Source organism: Staphylococcus sp. HMSC055A09, from assembly GCF_001809655.1.
Lineage (GTDB): Bacteria > Bacillota > Bacilli > Staphylococcales > Staphylococcaceae > Staphylococcus > Staphylococcus capitis.
On the sequence record NZ_KV798369.1, the window covers coordinates 180107 to 197577 of the forward strand.

18 protein-coding genes and 1 riboswitch are annotated in these 17471 nt (G+C 32.8%); of the genes, 10 read left to right on the forward strand and 8 right to left on the reverse strand.

What is annotated here, in order from left to right; genetic code table 11:
• The first annotated feature begins 5 nt into the window (after positions 1 to 5).
• The 10 genes from norA (at position 6) to HMPREF2642_RS06510 (ending at position 11753) form a co-directional block, all read left to right on the forward strand.
• Positions 6 to 1175, forward strand: a complete 1170-nt coding sequence (norA, locus tag HMPREF2642_RS06465) for a multidrug efflux MFS transporter NorA (protein ID WP_002433129.1) — start codon at positions 6 to 8, stop codon at positions 1173 to 1175.
• Between the two features lie 258 nt (positions 1176 to 1433).
• Positions 1434 to 1913 (forward strand): hypothetical protein, encoded by a 480-nt coding sequence (locus tag HMPREF2642_RS06470; RefSeq protein ID WP_002433156.1) that lies wholly within the window; start codon positions 1434 to 1436, stop codon positions 1911 to 1913.
• Positions 1914 to 2052: 139 nt separating this feature from the next.
• A complete protein-coding gene (gene ybaK, locus HMPREF2642_RS06475) occupies positions 2053 to 2535 on the forward strand; it encodes a Cys-tRNA(Pro) deacylase (RefSeq protein WP_030059113.1) in 483 nt (160 codons plus the stop codon).
• Positions 2536 to 2754: 219 nt separating this feature from the next.
• Positions 2755 to 3513 carry a DeoR/GlpR family DNA-binding transcription regulator gene (locus HMPREF2642_RS06480; protein WP_002433491.1) on the forward strand — a complete coding sequence of 253 codons (759 nt, stop codon included), beginning with the start codon at positions 2755 to 2757 and terminating at the stop codon, positions 3511 to 3513.
• Entirely contained in the window at positions 3510 to 4430 is a 921-nt protein-coding gene (pfkB, locus tag HMPREF2642_RS06485; protein WP_030059112.1) for a 1-phosphofructokinase, read from the forward strand. Before HMPREF2642_RS06480 ends, pfkB begins: the two co-directional genes overlap by 4 nt.
• A 5-nt stretch (positions 4431 to 4435) precedes the next feature.
• The gene (locus tag HMPREF2642_RS06490; RefSeq protein WP_037548336.1) at positions 4436 to 6418 is read left to right on the forward strand and encodes a PTS fructose transporter subunit IIABC; all 1983 of its coding nucleotides are present in this window, start codon (positions 4436 to 4438) and stop codon (positions 6416 to 6418) included.
• Positions 6419 to 6618: 200 nt separating this feature from the next.
• On the forward strand, positions 6619 to 7800 hold the full coding sequence (gene nagA / locus HMPREF2642_RS06495) for an N-acetylglucosamine-6-phosphate deacetylase (RefSeq protein WP_049428796.1): 1182 nt from the start codon (positions 6619 to 6621) through the stop codon (positions 7798 to 7800).
• 236 nt (positions 7801 to 8036) lie between these two features.
• Positions 8037 to 9389, forward strand: a complete 1353-nt coding sequence (locus HMPREF2642_RS06500) for a hemolysin family protein (protein ID WP_002432987.1) — start codon at positions 8037 to 8039, stop codon at positions 9387 to 9389.
• Between the two features lie 199 nt (positions 9390 to 9588).
• The gene (locus HMPREF2642_RS06505; RefSeq protein WP_030059109.1) at positions 9589 to 10428 is read left to right on the forward strand and encodes an aldo/keto reductase; all 840 of its coding nucleotides are present in this window, start codon (positions 9589 to 9591) and stop codon (positions 10426 to 10428) included.
• A gap of 215 nt (positions 10429 to 10643) precedes the next feature.
• Positions 10644 to 11753, forward strand: a complete 1110-nt coding sequence (locus HMPREF2642_RS06510; RefSeq protein ID WP_023350684.1) for a glycosyltransferase family 2 protein — start codon at positions 10644 to 10646, stop codon at positions 11751 to 11753.
• Between the two features lie 52 nt (positions 11754 to 11805).
• Here HMPREF2642_RS06510 and HMPREF2642_RS06515 read toward each other — a convergent pair whose 3' ends face one another.
• The 8 genes from HMPREF2642_RS06515 to queC all read right to left on the reverse strand — a co-directional run bounded on the left by HMPREF2642_RS06515 (position 11806) and on the right by queC (position 17273).
• Complete coding sequence (locus tag HMPREF2642_RS06515; RefSeq protein WP_030059107.1) at positions 11806 to 12855, reverse strand: sensor histidine kinase; 1050 nt, start codon at positions 12853 to 12855, stop codon at positions 11806 to 11808.
• 2 nt (positions 12856 to 12857) lie between these two features.
• On the reverse strand, positions 12858 to 13547 hold the full coding sequence (gene saeR, locus HMPREF2642_RS06520) for a response regulator transcription factor SaeR (RefSeq protein WP_030059105.1): 690 nt from the start codon (positions 13545 to 13547) through the stop codon (positions 12858 to 12860).
• On the reverse strand, positions 13522 to 13995 hold the full coding sequence (locus HMPREF2642_RS06525; RefSeq protein ID WP_002433139.1) for a DoxX family membrane protein: 474 nt from the start codon (positions 13993 to 13995) through the stop codon (positions 13522 to 13524). The genes saeR and HMPREF2642_RS06525 overlap by 26 nt, the downstream gene beginning before the upstream one ends.
• A gap of 51 nt (positions 13996 to 14046) precedes the next feature.
• Positions 14047 to 14484, reverse strand: a complete 438-nt coding sequence (locus tag HMPREF2642_RS06530) for a DM13 domain-containing protein (protein WP_030059103.1) — start codon at positions 14482 to 14484, stop codon at positions 14047 to 14049.
• 280 nt (positions 14485 to 14764) lie between these two features.
• Positions 14765 to 15364 (reverse strand): hypothetical protein, encoded by a 600-nt coding sequence (locus HMPREF2642_RS06535; RefSeq protein ID WP_002433459.1) that lies wholly within the window; start codon positions 15362 to 15364, stop codon positions 14765 to 14767.
• 99 nt (positions 15365 to 15463) lie between these two features.
• Complete coding sequence (gene queE, locus HMPREF2642_RS06540) at positions 15464 to 16177, reverse strand: 7-carboxy-7-deazaguanine synthase QueE (protein ID WP_030063457.1); 714 nt, start codon at positions 16175 to 16177, stop codon at positions 15464 to 15466.
• Between the two features lie 3 nt (positions 16178 to 16180).
• Positions 16181 to 16600 carry a 6-carboxytetrahydropterin synthase QueD gene (queD, locus tag HMPREF2642_RS06545; protein ID WP_002433142.1) on the reverse strand — a complete coding sequence of 140 codons (420 nt, stop codon included), beginning with the start codon at positions 16598 to 16600 and terminating at the stop codon, positions 16181 to 16183.
• A 1-nt stretch (position 16601) separates the two neighbouring features.
• The gene (gene queC, locus HMPREF2642_RS06550; protein WP_002433505.1) at positions 16602 to 17273 is read right to left on the reverse strand and encodes a 7-cyano-7-deazaguanine synthase QueC; all 672 of its coding nucleotides are present in this window, start codon (positions 17271 to 17273) and stop codon (positions 16602 to 16604) included.
• A gap of 141 nt (positions 17274 to 17414) precedes the next feature.
• A riboswitch (PreQ1 riboswitch) is annotated at positions 17415 to 17461 on the reverse strand.
• Between the last annotated feature and the right edge of the window lie 10 nt (positions 17462 to 17471).

Here is a 17471-nt window from a genome sequence, read left to right on the forward strand (position 1 = left end):
ATCTTATGAGAAAGCAATTATTTACATTGTACTTTAATATATTTCTAATTTTCTTAGGAATTGGCCTTGTTATCCCAGTATTACCAGTTTATTTAAAAGATTTAGGTTTAAAAGGGAGCGATTTAGGAGTATTAGTTGCCGCATTTGCACTGTCACAAATGGTTATTTCTCCATTTGGAGGTACTTTGGCGGATAAATTAGGCAAGAAACTCATCATTTGCATAGGCCTTGTTTTATTTTCAATTTCAGAATTTATGTTTGCTGCTGGACAGACTTTTACTATTCTTATGATTTCACGTGTGTTAGGTGGATTTAGTGCAGGAATGGTAATGCCAGGCGTCACAGGCATGATTGCTGATATTTCTAAAGGCGCAGATAAAGCTAAGAATTTCGGGTATATGTCAGCCATTATTAATTCTGGCTTTATATTAGGACCTGGGTTTGGTGGATTTCTAGCTGAAATCTCACATAGATTGCCGTTCTATTTTGCAGGATCTTTAGGAGCTATCGCGTTTACAATGTCTCTCGTTTTAATTCATAATCCTAAAAAAGAAACGACAGATGGCTTTCATCAATATCAACCTGAATTATTTACTAAAATCAATTGGAAAGTGTTCATTACACCCGTTATATTAACGTTAGTTTTGGCATTTGGTTTGTCAGCTTTTGAAACATTATTCTCATTATACACTTCTGAGAAAGCCAATTATTCACCTAAAGATATCTCAATTGCGATTACGGGTGGGGGCATCTTTGGTGCTGTATTCCAAGTTTTCTTCTTTGATAAATTTATGAAGTATATGACTGAACTTAATTTTATAGCAAGCTCCTTACTCTATTCAGCAATAGTTCTTGTGATGTTGATACTAGCCAATGGTTACTGGACAATTATGGTAATTAGTTTCATTGTATTTATAGGTTTTGATATGATTCGTCCAGCTTTAACGAATTATTTCTCAAATATTGCAGGTGATCGCCAAGGATTTGCTGGAGGTCTTAATTCCACTTTTACCAGTATGGGTAATTTTATTGGACCTTTAGTAGCAGGAGCCTTATTCGATGTAAACTTAGAGTTTCCATTATATATGGCTATAGCAGTTTCTTTAAGTGGTATTGTAATTATCTTTATTGAAAAGTGGCTAAGAACTAGGCGTAAGCAATCACAATCTTCATAAAAATATAAATCATTAAACACTCTAAGATTACGAAAAACGTACAACTTAGAGTGTTTTGTTAATTTATAGACATTGAGAACCGTAAATTTTAAGTACCTAAATAAGTTTATATGCGTCTTTTATGTAACAAAAGTAACAACTTCATTAATATAAATGTTACAAACATTACAATCTATTTAAATTGTAACCTACATATCTTTTTTCAAAAATTAATATGTTAAGATAGATGAAAATCTTAAGAGAAATGTGGGTAAGGGGATGAATTTGAAAAATATATTATTGAGTGTTGTAGCCGTAATACTATCAATTTGTTTAGTAGGATTAATTTTCCTAGCTACAAACCAAAATGCTTTAGCAAAAGTACATCAAACGATATGTACATTTTCAAAAGTAAATAAAGTCTCTTATATCGAAGATACATTTAATTTACATTCAAACTATACGGCTAAAGCATCTGAAAAAGATAAGAACGATAAAGATAATGAGATAACGTATAATAAATTCAATAATAAAACTACAAACAATCAAACATCTTATAAATTCACACCACAAGAATGCAACGTGATAGCTTTAAACTACGCAGATCATCATTTGAAAACTAATTATAAAATTGACCATATGCAGAGTGAATCACCTAAAGCTAAATATTCATTCTCAGATGCTAATGGTAAACAACACACAAATATTTCAGTAGATGAAGATGGCCATGTAAATAATGAACAATCTCATTCGAGATAATAATTCACTCTTTCAATAATTCTAGAAAGAGTGAATTTTTATATATGCAGAAAATATAGCAATTCGTTTAAAGAATACGAATTGTTGTTGGACATGTTAAAATATATTGAATCAAAGCTACAATATTGAGGGTGGAAAGATGGCTAAAACTAAAAAAACAAATGCGATGCGTATGCTTGATCGCGCAAAAATTAATTATGAGATGAATACGTACGAAGTCTCGGATAAACATCAACATGGTGAACAAATTGCTAAATTGGTTGGTGCAAATGTTGAAGAAGTCTATAAAACACTTGTGCTTGAAAACGCGAATCATGACCACTACGTCTTTGTAATTCCAGTCAATGCGTCATTAGATATGAAGGAAGCGGCTCATGTAGTAAACGAGAAAAAACTTCACTTAATGCCATTAGAGCAACTAAAACAAGTTACTGGCTATGTAAGAGGTGGTTGCTCACCTATAGGTATGAAACATTTATTTCCAACTACTATTGATGTTTCTGCCAAAAATTTAGACAAACTATATGTTAGTGGTGGTCAACGTGGTATGCAAATCATCATCCAAGTAGACGATCTTATAGAGATAACTCAAGCGCAAGTGGCACATATTACACATAAATAAGAGGGGATATGTGTAATATTATGATTGGTTTTGAAAGAATAGATTATTGATACTAAACTCCCGTATTTACGCGTTCATATTGATTATTTATAAAACATCTATTAATTTAGATGTTTTTTATTTTGTCACAAAATGAATGTTTTTGATTGTTTATGATAATTTATGATTGAAAAATGTAAGCGCACTCATTATAATGATAATTGAGATGGGGTGATAAAAGTGATTTCAGAAAAACGTCACGATTTGATATTGCAAGAATTAGCTAAAAAAGACTTCTTAACACTCCAAGAATTAATAGATAGAACAGGGTGTAGTGCTTCAACGATCAGAAGAGATCTATCCAAACTACAAAAGATAGGTAAATTGCAACGTGTTCATGGCGGGGCAACCCTTAATCAAAATCGTGTAGTAGAACCTGGATTGACTGAGAAATTGACACAGAACCTACGAGAAAAGCAAGAAATTGGTAAACGTGCCGCTCAAGAAATCCAAGACAACGAATGCATTTTCTTAGATGCAGGTTCATCTACTTTGGAAATGATTCAATATATCGATGCGAGAGATATCATTGTTGTCACGAATGGGATGACACATGTGGAACAGTTATTAAAGAATGGGATAAACACTTTAATGATTGGTGGACAAGTGAAAGAAACAACAATGGCAACTGTAGGTGCAAATGCATTGGAAACGTTAAGAAGATATTGCTTTGATCGTGCATTCATCGGAATGAACGGTATGGATTCGAAGTATGGTTTTACAACACCAGATGAACAAGAAGCTTTAATTAAAGAGACGGCAATGAAATTATCTAGTGAGAAATATGTACTTGTCGATCAAACGAAATTTAACCAAGTTTATTTTGCAAGAGTACCATTACTAGATGGAACTAAAATCATTACTTCACAGAAGGCGCTAAAAAATAAAGTCACTGAAGCGTACACCAATCAATATCATTTTTTAGGAGGACAATCATGATATATACAGTTACATTTAATCCCTCAATTGATTACATCATGTTTACAGATGGTTTCGAATTAAAAGGATTAAATAGAGCAAAAGAAACGTATAAATTTGCAGGTGGTAAAGGGATAAATGTTTCAAGAGTACTAAAAACTCTAGATGTTGATTCAACTGCACTTGGTTTTGCTGGTGGTTTTCCAGGAAAATTTATATCAAAAACTTTAGAAGAAAGTAAAATTCATACAGATTTTATTGAAGTAGATGAGGATACTCGTATTAATGTAAAACTCAAATCTGGTCAAGAGACTGAAATAAATGCTCCAGGTCCTAAGGTGACACAAGAGCAATTTCAAGCTCTGATAACTCAAATCAAAAATACAACTAGTGAAGATACAGTTATTGTAGCTGGTAGTGTTCCTAATAGTATTCCAAGTGATGCTTATGCTCAAATTGCTGAGATAACTAAAAACACAGGCGCTAAGCTTGTAGTAGATGCTGAAAAAGATTTAGTTGATACTGTATTACCGTACCGACCACTATTTATTAAACCAAATAAAGATGAGCTTGAAGTAATGTTTAATACGACTGTATCAAGTGATCATGATGTTGTTAAATACGGTAAAGAAATTCTTAAAAAAGGTGCACAATCCGTGATCATTTCTCTAGGTGGCGACGGTGCGATTTATGTGGACGAACACCAAAGTATTAAAGCTGAGAATCCACAAGGTAAAGTCATTAATACTGTAGGCTCTGGAGATAGTACTGTTGCTGGAATGGTAGCAGGCTTAGAATCAGGATTGTCTATCCAAGATGCTTTTAAACAAGCAGTGGCTTCAGGAACAGCAACTGCGTTTGAAGAAGATTTAGCAACTAGGGATGCTATAGAAAAAATTAAATCTCAAGTTACGGTTTCTGTACTTGATGGGGAGTGAATTTAATGAGAATCACAGAATTATTAACTAAAGATACAATTGCAATGGATTTATCTGCATCAGATAAAAATGGGGTTATAGATGAATTAGTCAATCAATTAGATAAAGCAGGAAAACTTAGTGATGTTGCTTCATTTAAAGAGGCTATTCATAACCGTGAATCACAAAGTACAACGGGAATTGGTGAAGGTATTGCGATTCCTCACGCAAAAGTTGCAGCTGTAAAATCTCCTGCAATCGCATTTGGTAAATCTAAAGAAGGTGTAGATTATCAAAGTTTAGATATGCAACCTGCACATTTATTCTTTATGATTGCTGCTCCAGAAGGTGGCGCACAAACTCATTTAGATGCACTTGCTAAACTTTCAGGCATTTTAATGGATGAAAATGTACGTGAGAAGTTAATTAATGCTGAATCTCCTGAAAAGGTATTACAAATTATAGATGAAGCTGATGATGAAGCTACTAAAGAGGAAGAAGCAGAAGCGCAAGAAAATGAAGCAAATGCTTCAGGTGCTGTGGCAAGTACCTCAGCAAGTGAGCATGCTAATGATAGTAATGAGCCATATGTTCTAGCTGTAACTGCTTGTCCAACGGGTATTGCACATACGTATATGGCTAGAGATGCTTTGAAAAAACAAGCTGAAAAAATGAATGTTAAAATTAAAGTAGAAACTAATGGTTCAAGTGGTGTGAAAAACCATTTAACTGAACAAGATATTGAACGTGCAACTGGTATTATAGTTGCGGCAGATGTTCATGTAGAGACTGATCGCTTTAATGGTAAGAATGTTGTTGAAGTGCCAGTGGCAGATGGAATAAAACGTCCTGAGGAATTAATTAACACTGCATTAGACACTAGTCGCAAACCATTTGTTGCTCGTGGCGATAGTGCAAAAGAGAATGACGATAAAAACGAAGAGAAACTTAGCCCTGGTAAAGCATTCTATAAACACTTAATGAATGGTGTTTCTAATATGTTACCACTTGTAATTGCTGGTGGTATTTTAATGGCGATAGTATTCTTATTCGGGCCAAATTCATTTAATCCTAAAAGTTCTGAGCACAATGCGTTTGCAGAACAATTATGGAACATTGGTAAAAATAGTGCCTTCGCATTAATTATTCCAGTTTTAGCAGGTTTCATCTCTCGTAGTATTTCAGATAAACCAGGTTTTGCTGCCGGTTTAGTTGGTGGTATGCTAGCAATTTCAGGTGGTTCAGGATTTATCGGTGGTATTATTGCAGGTTTCTTAGCGGGTTACTTAACTCAAGGAATAAAATATATTACACGTAAATTACCGCAAGCAGTAGAAGGGTTAAAACCAACTTTAATCTATCCAGTGCTTTCAGTAACAATTACTGGTCTTTTAATGGTTTATGTCTTTAATCCTCCAGCTTCATGGCTTAATCATTTATTATTAAATGGTTTAAATAGTTTATCAGGTTCAAACATCATGTTATTAGGACTAGTTGTAGGTGCGATGATGGCAATTGATATGGGTGGACCATTCAATAAAGCTGCATACGTATTCGCTACTGCAGCATTAACTGAAGGAAATGCTGCGCCAATTACAGCAGCTATGATTGGTGGTATGATTCCGCCACTAGCTATTGCTACAACAATGTTAGTCTTTAGAAAGAAATTTACGAAAGAACAAAGAGGTTCAATCGTTCCGAACTATGTAATGGGATTATCATTTATAACTGAAGGTGCAATTCCGTTTGCTGCAGCTGATCCGTTACGTGTGATTCCATCAATGATGGTCGGTTCAGGAGTTGCAGGTGCAATTGCACTAGGTCTAGGCTCTCGAATTAACGCACCACATGGTGGTATTATCGTAATTCTTGCAACTGACTTCAGTCATGTCTTACAAACTATACTTGCATTAGTTGTAGGTACGTTAGTTTCAGCACTATTATACGGTTTCTTAAAACCAAAAGTTACTAAAAATGAAATCCAAGCATCTAAAGCTATGGATGAATAATATAAATTATGAAGAGCTCTTGCTAGAACATTGTTGTTTGGCAAGGGCTTTTTTAATGCATTTTTCTAAGTAGAGAAAATGCATTTAATATGAGATAGGTATCAGGTATAAATAGAAATGAATGATAAGAGGCGCTAATAAAGATATAATAAAATAGCTGAAGAACAATATGACAATATAAAGAAAAGAAGGTTTAAAGAATGTCAGAATATGTAATAACGAATGGGAAAATATACACAGAGGAACAAACGATTGACAAAGGTTTCGTTCACATTAAAGAAGGCAAAATCTTAAGCGTCGGGTCCGGGCATTTTCAAGAGGAAGAAACAGATACTAATGAATCAATTCAATATATCGATGCTAAGGGACAACATATTTTACCAGGATTTATAGATATACATATACATGGTGGATATGGCGAAGATGCAATGGATGCCTCATATGACGGACTTAAACATTTAGCAGAATCACTACTATCTGAAGGTACCACTTCCTTCTTAGCGACAACAATGACTCAATCTACAGAGAATATTAACCGAGCTTTGAAAAATATTGTGACTTATAAAGCACATCAAGACATTGCTAACGCAGCAGAAATAGCTGGAGTTCATTTAGAAGGACCATTTATTTCAGAACATAAAGTAGGAGCGCAACATCCTAAATATGTTCAGCGTCCTTCCGCCGATCAAATTTACGCTTTCCAAAAAGTGGCAGATGGTTTAATTAAAATCATTACATTTGCCCCAGAGGTTGAAGGAGCACAAGAAACGTTAAAGGCCTTAAAGGATAATATTATATTTTCTATTGGTCATACTGTAGCGACGTTCGATGAGGCTAATGAAGCTGTTATGAGTGGCGCTAAACACGTGACCCACTTATATAATGCTGCTACTGGATTTGCTCATCGTGATCCAGGTGTTTTTGGTGCTGCGTGGTTAAATAAAAATTTGAAAACTGAAATGATTGTTGATGGTGTACATTCACATCCTGCTTCTATCGCTCTTGCTTACCAACTTAAAGGTAATAAGAATTGCTATCTAATTACTGATGCGATGCGAGCAAAAGGTATGCCGGAGGGTGAATATGATTTAGGAGGTCAAAACGTTATTGTAAAAGATAAAGAAGCACGTTTAGAAAGTGGCGCGCTTGCTGGCAGTATCTTAAGAATGAATGACGGCCTACGAAATTTGATTAATTTTACAGGAGACAGTTTAGAACGTTTATGGCGCGTAACTAGTTTAAATCAAGCTATTGCTTTAGGCATAGACGATGTTAAAGGAAGCATTGAGATGGGTAAAGATGCAGATATTGTTATATTAGACGATGAGTGCAATGTAAAAACAACAATTAAAAACGGTGTGCCACATCATTTTGGAAAGTAATGTGTAACATTGATTAGGACAATTGTTTTGATTATAATATAGCATTGAGTTTATATTTAACATTCTAGAAACGATGTATGATAAAATAGAAGAAATTACATTTTTTTCGGGGGGTGTCACGATGGGAAGGTCTTAACATGTAGTCGTCACTTATTTAATAACGATGATTTTAAAAACGTGTTACCTATGCGTGACACATATAATATGGAGGTGAATCCCTAGAAATAGGGAATTAATTGGAAACTTCGACCATAATTAGTTTAATCACATTTTTTCTTTTGATTGCATTAACTACGGTATTCGTTGGATCTGAATTCGCACTTGTTAAAGTGAGATCGACGCGAATTGAACAATTAGTTGAAGAAGGAAATAGAAGCGCAAAAATAGTCAAAAAAATGATAGCTAACTTAGATTATTACCTATCTGCATGTCAGTTAGGTATCACAGTTACATCATTAGGTTTAGGTTGGTTAGGGGAACCCACTTTTGAAAAGTTATTACATCCTCTATTCGACTTATTGCATTTACCTGATGCATTAACTACGACAATTTCATTTGTTATATCATTTATTGCTGTGACTTATTTACACGTGGTATTAGGTGAATTAGCACCTAAATCATTTGCGATTCAACATACTGAACAACTCGCATTACTTTATTCAAGACCGCTTTATTACTTCGGTAATATCATGAAACCATTAATTTGGTTAATGAATGGTTCGGCACGTGTGATTGTAAGAATGTTTGGTTTCGATCCAGACGCTCAATCGGATGCGATGTCAGAGGAAGAAATTAAAATTATTATAAATAACAGTTATAACGGCGGAGAAATCAATCAAACAGAGCTTGCATATATGCAGAATATCTTTTCATTTGACGAACGCCATGCAAAAGATATCATGGTACCACGTACGCAAATGGTTACACTCAATGAACCATTTAACGTGGATGAGTTACTTGAAACGATAAAAGAACATCAATTTACCCGTTATCCTATCACTGAAGATGGGGATAAAGACCATGTAAAAGGATTTATAAACGTTAAAGAATTTTTAACAGAATATGCTTCAGGTAAACCGATTAAAATTGCAAACTACATTCATGAGTTGCCAATGATTTCAGAAACTACTCGCATAAGTGATGCGCTTATAAGAATGCAAAGAGAACATGTGCATATTAGTTTAATCATTGACGAATATGGTGGCACAGCTGGTATCTTGACTATGGAAGATATTCTAGAAGAAATCGTTGGTGAAATTCGTGATGAGTTTGATGATGATGAAGTGAATGACATCGTTAAATTGGACGATTCAACATATCAGATTAATGGTCGTGTACTATTAGATGATCTTAATGAACAATATGGTATCGAATTTGAAGATTCTGAAGACATAGATACAATTGGTGGTTGGCTTCAATCACGCAATACGAATTTACAAAAAGATGATTATGTTGATACTGAGTATGATCGTTGGGTTATTACTGAAATCGACAATCATCAAATTATTTGGATCAATTTAAAATATGAATTTAATAATCATCGACCATCTGTAGATGAAGAAGATGAAAGTGAAAATTCTGATTCATAATGCTTTTAAGACGCTTAAACTTAATGTTTAAGCGTCTTTATTTGTATCTCATATAGGCGATAAGTTATGCTTAATGACACAATTTAAAAGAAATATTTCAAATCATTCATGATGGGAGAGAACTACAAAATTAATTTTAATAAATTATATTTTTGTTCCAAACCTATGAAAAGTTTGGATAAAAAGGAGAGAAATATAAATGGTAAATGATACACAAGTTTTAAATAATGGATATCCAATGCCTTCAATTGGTTTAGGTGTTTATAAAATTACTGATGAAGATATGGAAAATGTAGTGAATACTGCTATAGAAACAGGTTATCGTGCTTTTGATACTGCATATTTTTATGGAAATGAAGTAGCATTAGGTAAAGCTTTACAGAATTCAGGAGTAGATAGAGAAGATTTATTTATTACATCTAAATTATGGAATGATTATCAAGGATATGACAATACGATTGAATATTTTAATCAGTCCTTAGAAAACTTAGGTTTAGACTATATTGATCTATTTCTAATTCACTGGCCATGCGAAAAAGATGGTTTGTACATAGAATCTTATAAAGCCTTAGAAAAACTATATGAAGAAGGTAAAATTAAAGCTATTGGAGTTTGCAACTTTAAAAAGCATCATTTGGAAAAGTTAATGAAGGAAACGGAAGTAGTTCCTCAAGTTAACCAAATAGAATTACATCCTTATTTCAACCAGGAAGACGTTCAAGCATTTTGTGATGACCATGACATTAAGGTAACTGCATGGATGCCTCTAATGAGAAATAGAGGTTTATTAGATGATCCGACAATAGTAGATATAGCGAAACGTTATGATAAAACGCCTGCTCAAATTGTTTTACGCTGGCATTTAGCACATAATCGAATGATTATACCTAAATCTAAGACACCAGAACGAATTGAAGAAAACTTTGATATATTGGATTTTAACTTAGAACTCACAGATGTTGCGGAAATTGATAGTTTAAATAAAGGTGCACGTCAAGGTAAAGACCCCGATGAGGTGAGTATAGGAGATTTGAAATAGTATCAAGCATAGTGATGATTGACTGCGTAAACTTTAAAAAGTTCTATTTTTTACATTATTTTTGAAGAAAATATATTTATTAATTTATAATAAAGGGTAGAAATAAGTATTGAGCTAAAGTTAAGATTATGTAAATAAATAGTTTTGGCTAGAATATACTATTAAGAAATTGATAAAATATTATTAAATCAATTTATAGAAAAGGATGTAATCAGATGAAAGTCAGAGTCATCGTTCCTTGTTATAACGAAGGCGAAGTCGTATTAAAAACTTATGACAAATTGACTGAAATTATGTCGAAGGATAGTTCAGTTAAAAACTATGAATACGATTTATTATTTATTGATGATGGTAGCAAGGACACTACGATTGACCATTTACAAAATCTTGCTGCTTACGATAGCCATGTTAAGTTTCTATCATTTAGTAGAAATTTCGGAAAAGAAGCTGCAATGATTGCTGGTTATCAAAATAGCACTGATCATGATGCTGTAGTGATGATTGATGGCGATTTACAACATCCTCCTGAATATATACCTCAAATGGTTGAAGGATATTTAGAGGGATATGATCAAGTTATTGCTAAAAGAGACCGTAAAGGTGAAAACTTCGCTCGCAAATCTATGTCTCGTTTTTATTATAAAATGATCAATACTTTTGTAGAGGATATTCAATTTGAGGATGGTGTGGGTGACTTTAGATTACTAAGCCAACGTGCGGTGCAAGCCTTAACATCACTTGATGAGTATAATCGTTTTTCGAAAGGATTATTTGAGTGGATAGGTTATAATACTAAGATATTCACTTATGAAAATGTGACACGTGAAGCAGGCGAATCGAAGTGGACATTCAGAAAACTATTAAATTATGGTATTGATGGTTTGATTTCATTTAATAATAAGCCATTGCGTATGATGATTTATTTAGGAATGTTTACTTTCTCAATTAGTATTTTATATATCGTCTATTTATTTATTAATATTTTAATTTCAGGTATTAACATACCTGGTTATTTCACAACTATTGCTGCGATCCTCCTATTAGGGGGGATACAACTTATATCTATTGGCGTGATAGGTGAATATATCGGTCGTATATACTATGAAGTTAAACATAGACCGAAATATATTGTACAAGCGACTAATCTTAAACCTATTGATAATGAATCTAGTCAGAAACAAACACATAATAAAGTTGAAACACCACAATATAAAAATAGAGATGACTATTATAAATTGAGTACTTATCGTAGGGAAAGTGCGCAAGTTAAGTCTAAAACCCAAGCTAGTCAGCAACAAGATCGTTATAAAGAACATGTTTATTAAAGGAAAGAGAGTATCAAAACAAAATTAGTTTTGATACTCTCTTTTGTAATTTTTACGAAAAGTTAAACTTTTTTAATGTAAGCATCATAGTTGTTCCCACATTAAGTTCACTTTCTACTGATATTGAGGCATCGATTTGTTGTGCAAGTTCACTGGCAATGTATAATCCTAGTCCCGAACCACCTGTTTTCGTATTTCTTGAATCTTCTACTCTAAATGTTCTTTCAAAGATGCGAGATTGAAGTTCATGCATAATACCAATGCCTTCATCTTTAATAGCTATATTAATGCTATCTTTATTAGCATTTTCAGAAATAATAATATCAATTCGACTTCCATAATTAGAAAATTTTAATGCGTTATCTAATAAATTAGTCAAAATACGCTCTAAAGGAGGACGATATTGATAAAAAGCGTCAATACGACTACAGAAATTAACTTCCAATGATCGATGTTCAAGTTTAATACGTTGTTCGTAGGTTTGTAATATATTTACAAGTAACTGATCCAATTGAATTAATTCTAATGGATAGGAACGACCTGTGTTAAGTGATATCACATGTGTCATATCATCAAATAAGGTGGATAGACGGTTGGCCTGTTTAATTAACGTCTCATAGGCTGCATGTACTTCTTGATGTTCTTGGATGACTCCATCACGTAAACCTTCAGTATATGAAATAATTCCTGCAAGTGGTGTCTTTAAATCATGGGCAAGATTTTGAATAATTTCAGTTTTTTCCTGTTGTTCATTTTTAATCATGTCCATTTGTTTAGTGATTTCATCTGCCATTTTATTGAATGAGTCATTTAATTCTCTAATTTCTCTGGGTGATTGGAAAGTATCATCATCTATTAAATGCTCACCGTTGACGAACTGTTTCGTCTTAATGTTGAATTGTTTAATTTTCTGGATTAAAGGATTAATAAAGATACTGCATATTAATAGTGTTAAACAACTTGTAATCATTGTCGTAATGCTTAAGCTTAAGGTCATGTGACCATTGAACCACATAAGTTTATACGCAATGACCAGTATAATGGTTGTTAAGAGTACACTGGAAATAACGCCGATAGCGATTTGGCTACGAATAGAGAACATGCTTATCGGCTCCTTTCAAATTTATATCCTAACCCCCATACCGTTGTTATTGTATATGAGATGAAATGATGTTTCTCTAATTTTTCTCGTATGCGATGGATATGAACATTAACAGTATTTGCATCCTCGTAGTAATCATATCCCCAAACATTTTCTAAAAGTTCTGACTTGGAAATGACTTCATTTTCACGAGAGGCAAGGTACCATAATAATTCAAACTCTTTAATACGCATAGGAATTTCTTCACTATTTATGGTTAATGTTTTACTTTGATTTTTCAAAATGAGACCGTTAAATTCAAGTTGCTCGGTCTGATGATTAGATTGATATTTACTAATACGTGCAAGTAAATTATTTGTCCGTAATACTAGTTCTCTAGGGCTGAATGGTTTCTTAACATAATCATCAGCGCCTAATGTTAAAGCGTAAATTGTGTCGTGTTCTTGTGTCTTAGCTGTTAAGTAAATAAAAGGAATATCAAGTTGCTGTGCTTTCATTTCTTTTACAATATCGTAACCTGAAACTTCAGGCATCATAATATCTAAAATCATGACATCGATTTCTGATGACAGCAATTTGATGGCTTCTCTACCATTTGTTGTCGTTGTTACTTGATAACCTTCATATTCAAAATAAGTCTGACAAATATCTACAATATCTTGCTCATCATCTACGATTAGTAAGTGGGTCATGCTTGTCTTCACCTCGGTTGTTACGTACTCTTAATTGAGTGATAACTTCTTTAAGTGAAATCTTATTAATTAGTGAGTGACTCATTAATAAGATTATAAAGAATGCTAATTGTAAAGGGTACGTAAAAATCATATCTGCTAAGATATAATTTATCATAACAAAGGCACCAAAGAAACTTGCAGTATAAGCCAAAACGCCTAAGATTAAACCTAGACCGATTGCCATTTCTCCTAACGGGATAATGAAGTTAAATAAACCTGTGGAATGGGAGACAATATTTTCGAAAAACCATTTATACCATTGCGGAGAATCTGTATTATCGCGAATGACAGGTACTAGACCATTAAGTGTGAAATCGCCTGTAAACTTCTCCAAACCTTGCCGGAAAATGACAATTCCAGAACCTACGCGAATGATAAAAATTATTAATAAACTTAACTTGTTCATAGTTTTTCCTCTCTCTTTCTCTCAATACAAACATATGAATATGTGATTAAGTTATTTTAATTTTGCGCCACCGAAAATGACATGAGCCTTTTCACAATAAATTGTTACTTCGTTGTATTTATTTAAATCAATGTTTTTTAAATTAAATGTTTGTTGAGATTTGTTGTAATCCACTGTTGAAATTTTCTTTCCTGATTTAATATTGCCATCTTTCGTTAAGTATACATATAGGTCTGGTCCTTTAGATGACTTATAGTCTTTAAGCATCAATTTGCCATTTTCAATTTTTGCTGTACCTTCGACCTTTTCGCCATTTTTAGATTTAAATGTACCAGATAATTTTTTTGATTTATCAGTTTTAACTTTGCTTTCTTCTTGTTGTTTATCTTTGTCGTGAGCATGTTCATTATTTGAATTAGAATTTCCACAAGCTCCTAAAGTAAGGGATGTCACAATTGCGCTTACTGCTAATAAATATTTGGTATTCATGATGTATTCCTCTTTTCTATTTGTATTTAAGATAAGTTTAATCGGAGTAACAAATATAAACCATTAACTTTTTATTAACTACATTTAAAAAAGAATTAAATCAAAATAATTTTTATTTATAGATTTAAGTATTAATGTGATTTTAAAGATTAAAATGAAAAGTGGAGGATTAGAAGGTAAAAAAAGACTGAGATAACAATGATTATCTCAGTCCAAATATAGATGTTGGAAATAGGTGAGGAAATTAAGAGTTCTTATTACGATTAACAAAGTATAAGTATTATAAGTTTCCTTTCACAAAAAAGATACCTTGCCACAAAATATATGCTATGAATAGGAAGTAAATAATCACAAATACATACCAAAATGGTGTCAAAATCATCATTAAAGTCAATGATAAAATTATAATAATTGTACCAGTGGTGATAGGTCTTTTAACTTTTCGCAATAAAGACAGGTGTTCGATTTCAGATAACTTAAAGGTTCCTACAAATAGTAATACAGCGCCAATAATAAATATCGCTGGGGCTAAATAAGGTAAAGACATGTATACAGATTGTTCACTAGAAATATCAGTGATAAATTGAGCTAAACTGATGACTATGGCAAATATAGTAGCGATAAATTTTTGTTCTTTTATCAAAAATGGATATAATTTGTGATTTAAATATATCTGTAAAAATGTCCATACTAAAAATAAAATTGTAGTGAATAAAGTTATGAAATTAAACTTATCAATCACAAATATATCAATCACACAGTTGATTGATATTGATAATAATATGGAGCTAAACTTAAGTTGTTTGTATTGATGCCGATATAAGTCTAAACCGGTAACGAGTATGACAACGGCAATATTAATTAATATAAATATAATCATGTTGAACTCCTATCCATAATTCTTCATCTCAACATTATATCAATTAACATAAACTTAATCATTACATAACACTCAAGAAACTTTAACTTATTAATTATTTTAAACTCCTTTTTTATTACTCCACAATAATGTATGTAATTGTGGAAGTACATAAACATGGTTCATCTCATCACTTTCCATCACTCTGTCTACTAGTTCTTCATATCTTTCTAATAATTTATCAGTATGGTTTTCGACTTCATCTTCTAAATAGGGATTACCCACTTGAAGGTAAAATGGAATTGAAGGGTAACGATGGTGAATCATTGTTGCAAATTCATAATCTTCTTCATTAAATATAACAACTTTTAAATTAAGTGTGTCATGTACACATTGATCAATAACTGAATCTAATGTATTTAAATTTGGTTTCATCATTGAACTAGGTGGTTTAGGACTAATGGTTAAATCATTAATTTGAGTCATCCAGGGTTGGAATTTACTTCCTTGTGTTTCTAATGCTGTATAAATATTTTTCTCTTCAAACAAATCTACTAAATCTTGAATTCCTTTAATTAGGGCTGGATTACCTCCTGAGATAGTGACATGATTAAAATGGTTGCCACCTACTTCGAGTAATTCTTCATAGATTTCTTCAGCCGTAAGTAGACGGATATCTTCCTTAGCACTACCATCCCAGGTAAATGCTGAGTCGCACCAACTACAACGATAATCACAACCAGCTGTACGCACAAACATCGTTTTACGGCCAATTACACGACCTTCGCCTTGAATCGTAGGTCCAAATACTTCTAAAACAGGAATCTTAGCCATAAATTACTGAGCATCCTTTGGTCTATAAACTACATAGCTTGTTGGTGTTTCACGTAAGAATACTTGAACACATTTAGGCTGATTATCACGTTTACTCAAGTAGTCTTTTACCATAGTATAAATTGTTTGTGCGACAATTTCTGTAGATGGATTTTTGCCTTTAAATGGTTCTAAATCATTTAATAAATGATGATCGAATTGATTGTGGATTAACTTTTTCAAATCGGCAAAGTTTACAAGGAAACCATTATGATCTAATTCATCCCCAGCTATAGTTATGTTTACGAAATACGTATGACCATGTGTCCTCATACATTTACCAGCATCTTCACAGGGGATATAATGTGCAGCAGAAAAATTAAAGTCTTTATTTAATTCGAATTGGTAGGGGTGCTCTACACTTGGATAGATTTGTTGTAACATATTACTCGACTCCTTTACTTTCTAAATAATGATGTAAACCACGTGCTCTTAACTTGCAAGCAGGACACTCTCCACATCCATCTCCGATAACACCGTTATAACACGTTAGTGTATTATGGCGTACATAATCTAATACACCTAATTCATCACTTAATTCCCATGTTTGAGCTTTATCTAGCCACATTAATGGAGTATGAATGACAAAATCTTTATCCATTGAAAGGCTCAATGTCACATTCATTGATTTAATGAAACTGTCTCTGCAATCTGGGTATCCTGAAAAGTCAGTTTCGCATACGCCAGTGATGATGTGTTTAGCATTAAGTTGGTAAGCTAAGGCTCCGGCAAATGATAAAAACAATAAATTACGTGCAGGAACAAATGTATTAGGTATACCATCATCATTTTCTTCAATCTCTAAATCATGTTGTGTTAATGCATTAGGTGTGAGTTGAGATAAAAGAGACATATCTAAGATATGATGTTTTAAATTTTGTTCATTTGCAATTTTTTTAGCGACTTCAATTTCAGTATCGTGTCTTTGACCATAGTTAAATGTGACAAGTTCTACTTCTTTAAAATGTTTTTTTGCATAAAATAAACAAGTCGTACTGTCTTGACCACCACTAAATACTACGATAGCTTTGTCTTTGTCTAAGGTACTTTTAGTCATAGCAATTACTCCTCATCATTAAAATTTGACATAAAAAAAGTCTATCTCTATAAAAAAGATAGACACGAGGATGTAAGAACACATATAGTTTTAATCAAATAACCAAAAGTATATGTATACTCACATTCATTGGAGTTGAATACTCGTCTAGTTTTTTATAGAGGGTTTCGGCTAGGAACCTCTTTTTTATTAATTTTG

Coding starts and splice junctions, on each gene's coding strand:
- norA (WP_002433129.1), top strand. CDS start 6: ATGAGAAAGCAATTATTTACATTGTACTTTAATATATTTCTAATTTTC.
- HMPREF2642_RS06470 (WP_002433156.1), top strand. CDS start 1,434: ATGAATTTGAAAAATATATTATTGAGTGTTGTAGCCGTAATACTATCA.
- ybaK (WP_030059113.1), top strand. CDS start 2,053: ATGGCTAAAACTAAAAAAACAAATGCGATGCGTATGCTTGATCGCGCA.
- pfkB (WP_030059112.1), top strand. CDS start 3,510: ATGATATATACAGTTACATTTAATCCCTCAATTGATTACATCATGTTT.
- HMPREF2642_RS06490 (WP_037548336.1), top strand. CDS start 4,436: ATGAGAATCACAGAATTATTAACTAAAGATACAATTGCAATGGATTTA.
- nagA (WP_049428796.1), top strand. CDS start 6,619: ATGTCAGAATATGTAATAACGAATGGGAAAATATACACAGAGGAACAA.
- HMPREF2642_RS06505 (WP_030059109.1), top strand. CDS start 9,589: ATGGTAAATGATACACAAGTTTTAAATAATGGATATCCAATGCCTTCA.
- HMPREF2642_RS06510 (WP_023350684.1), top strand. CDS start 10,644: ATGAAAGTCAGAGTCATCGTTCCTTGTTATAACGAAGGCGAAGTCGTA.
- HMPREF2642_RS06515 (WP_030059107.1), bottom strand. CDS start 12,855: ATGTTCTCTATTCGTAGCCAAATCGCTATCGGCGTTATTTCCAGTGTA.
- saeR (WP_030059105.1), bottom strand. CDS start 13,547: ATGACCCACTTACTAATCGTAGATGATGAGCAAGATATTGTAGATATT.
- HMPREF2642_RS06525 (WP_002433139.1), bottom strand. CDS start 13,995: ATGAACAAGTTAAGTTTATTAATAATTTTTATCATTCGCGTAGGTTCT.
- HMPREF2642_RS06530 (WP_030059103.1), bottom strand. CDS start 14,484: ATGAATACCAAATATTTATTAGCAGTAAGCGCAATTGTGACATCCCTT.
- HMPREF2642_RS06535 (WP_002433459.1), bottom strand. CDS start 15,364: ATGATTATATTTATATTAATTAATATTGCCGTTGTCATACTCGTTACC.
- queE (WP_030063457.1), bottom strand. CDS start 16,177: ATGGCTAAGATTCCTGTTTTAGAAGTATTTGGACCTACGATTCAAGGC.
- queD (WP_002433142.1), bottom strand. CDS start 16,600: ATGTTACAACAAATCTATCCAAGTGTAGAGCACCCCTACCAATTCGAA.
- queC (WP_002433505.1), bottom strand. CDS start 17,273: ATGACTAAAAGTACCTTAGACAAAGACAAAGCTATCGTAGTATTTAGT.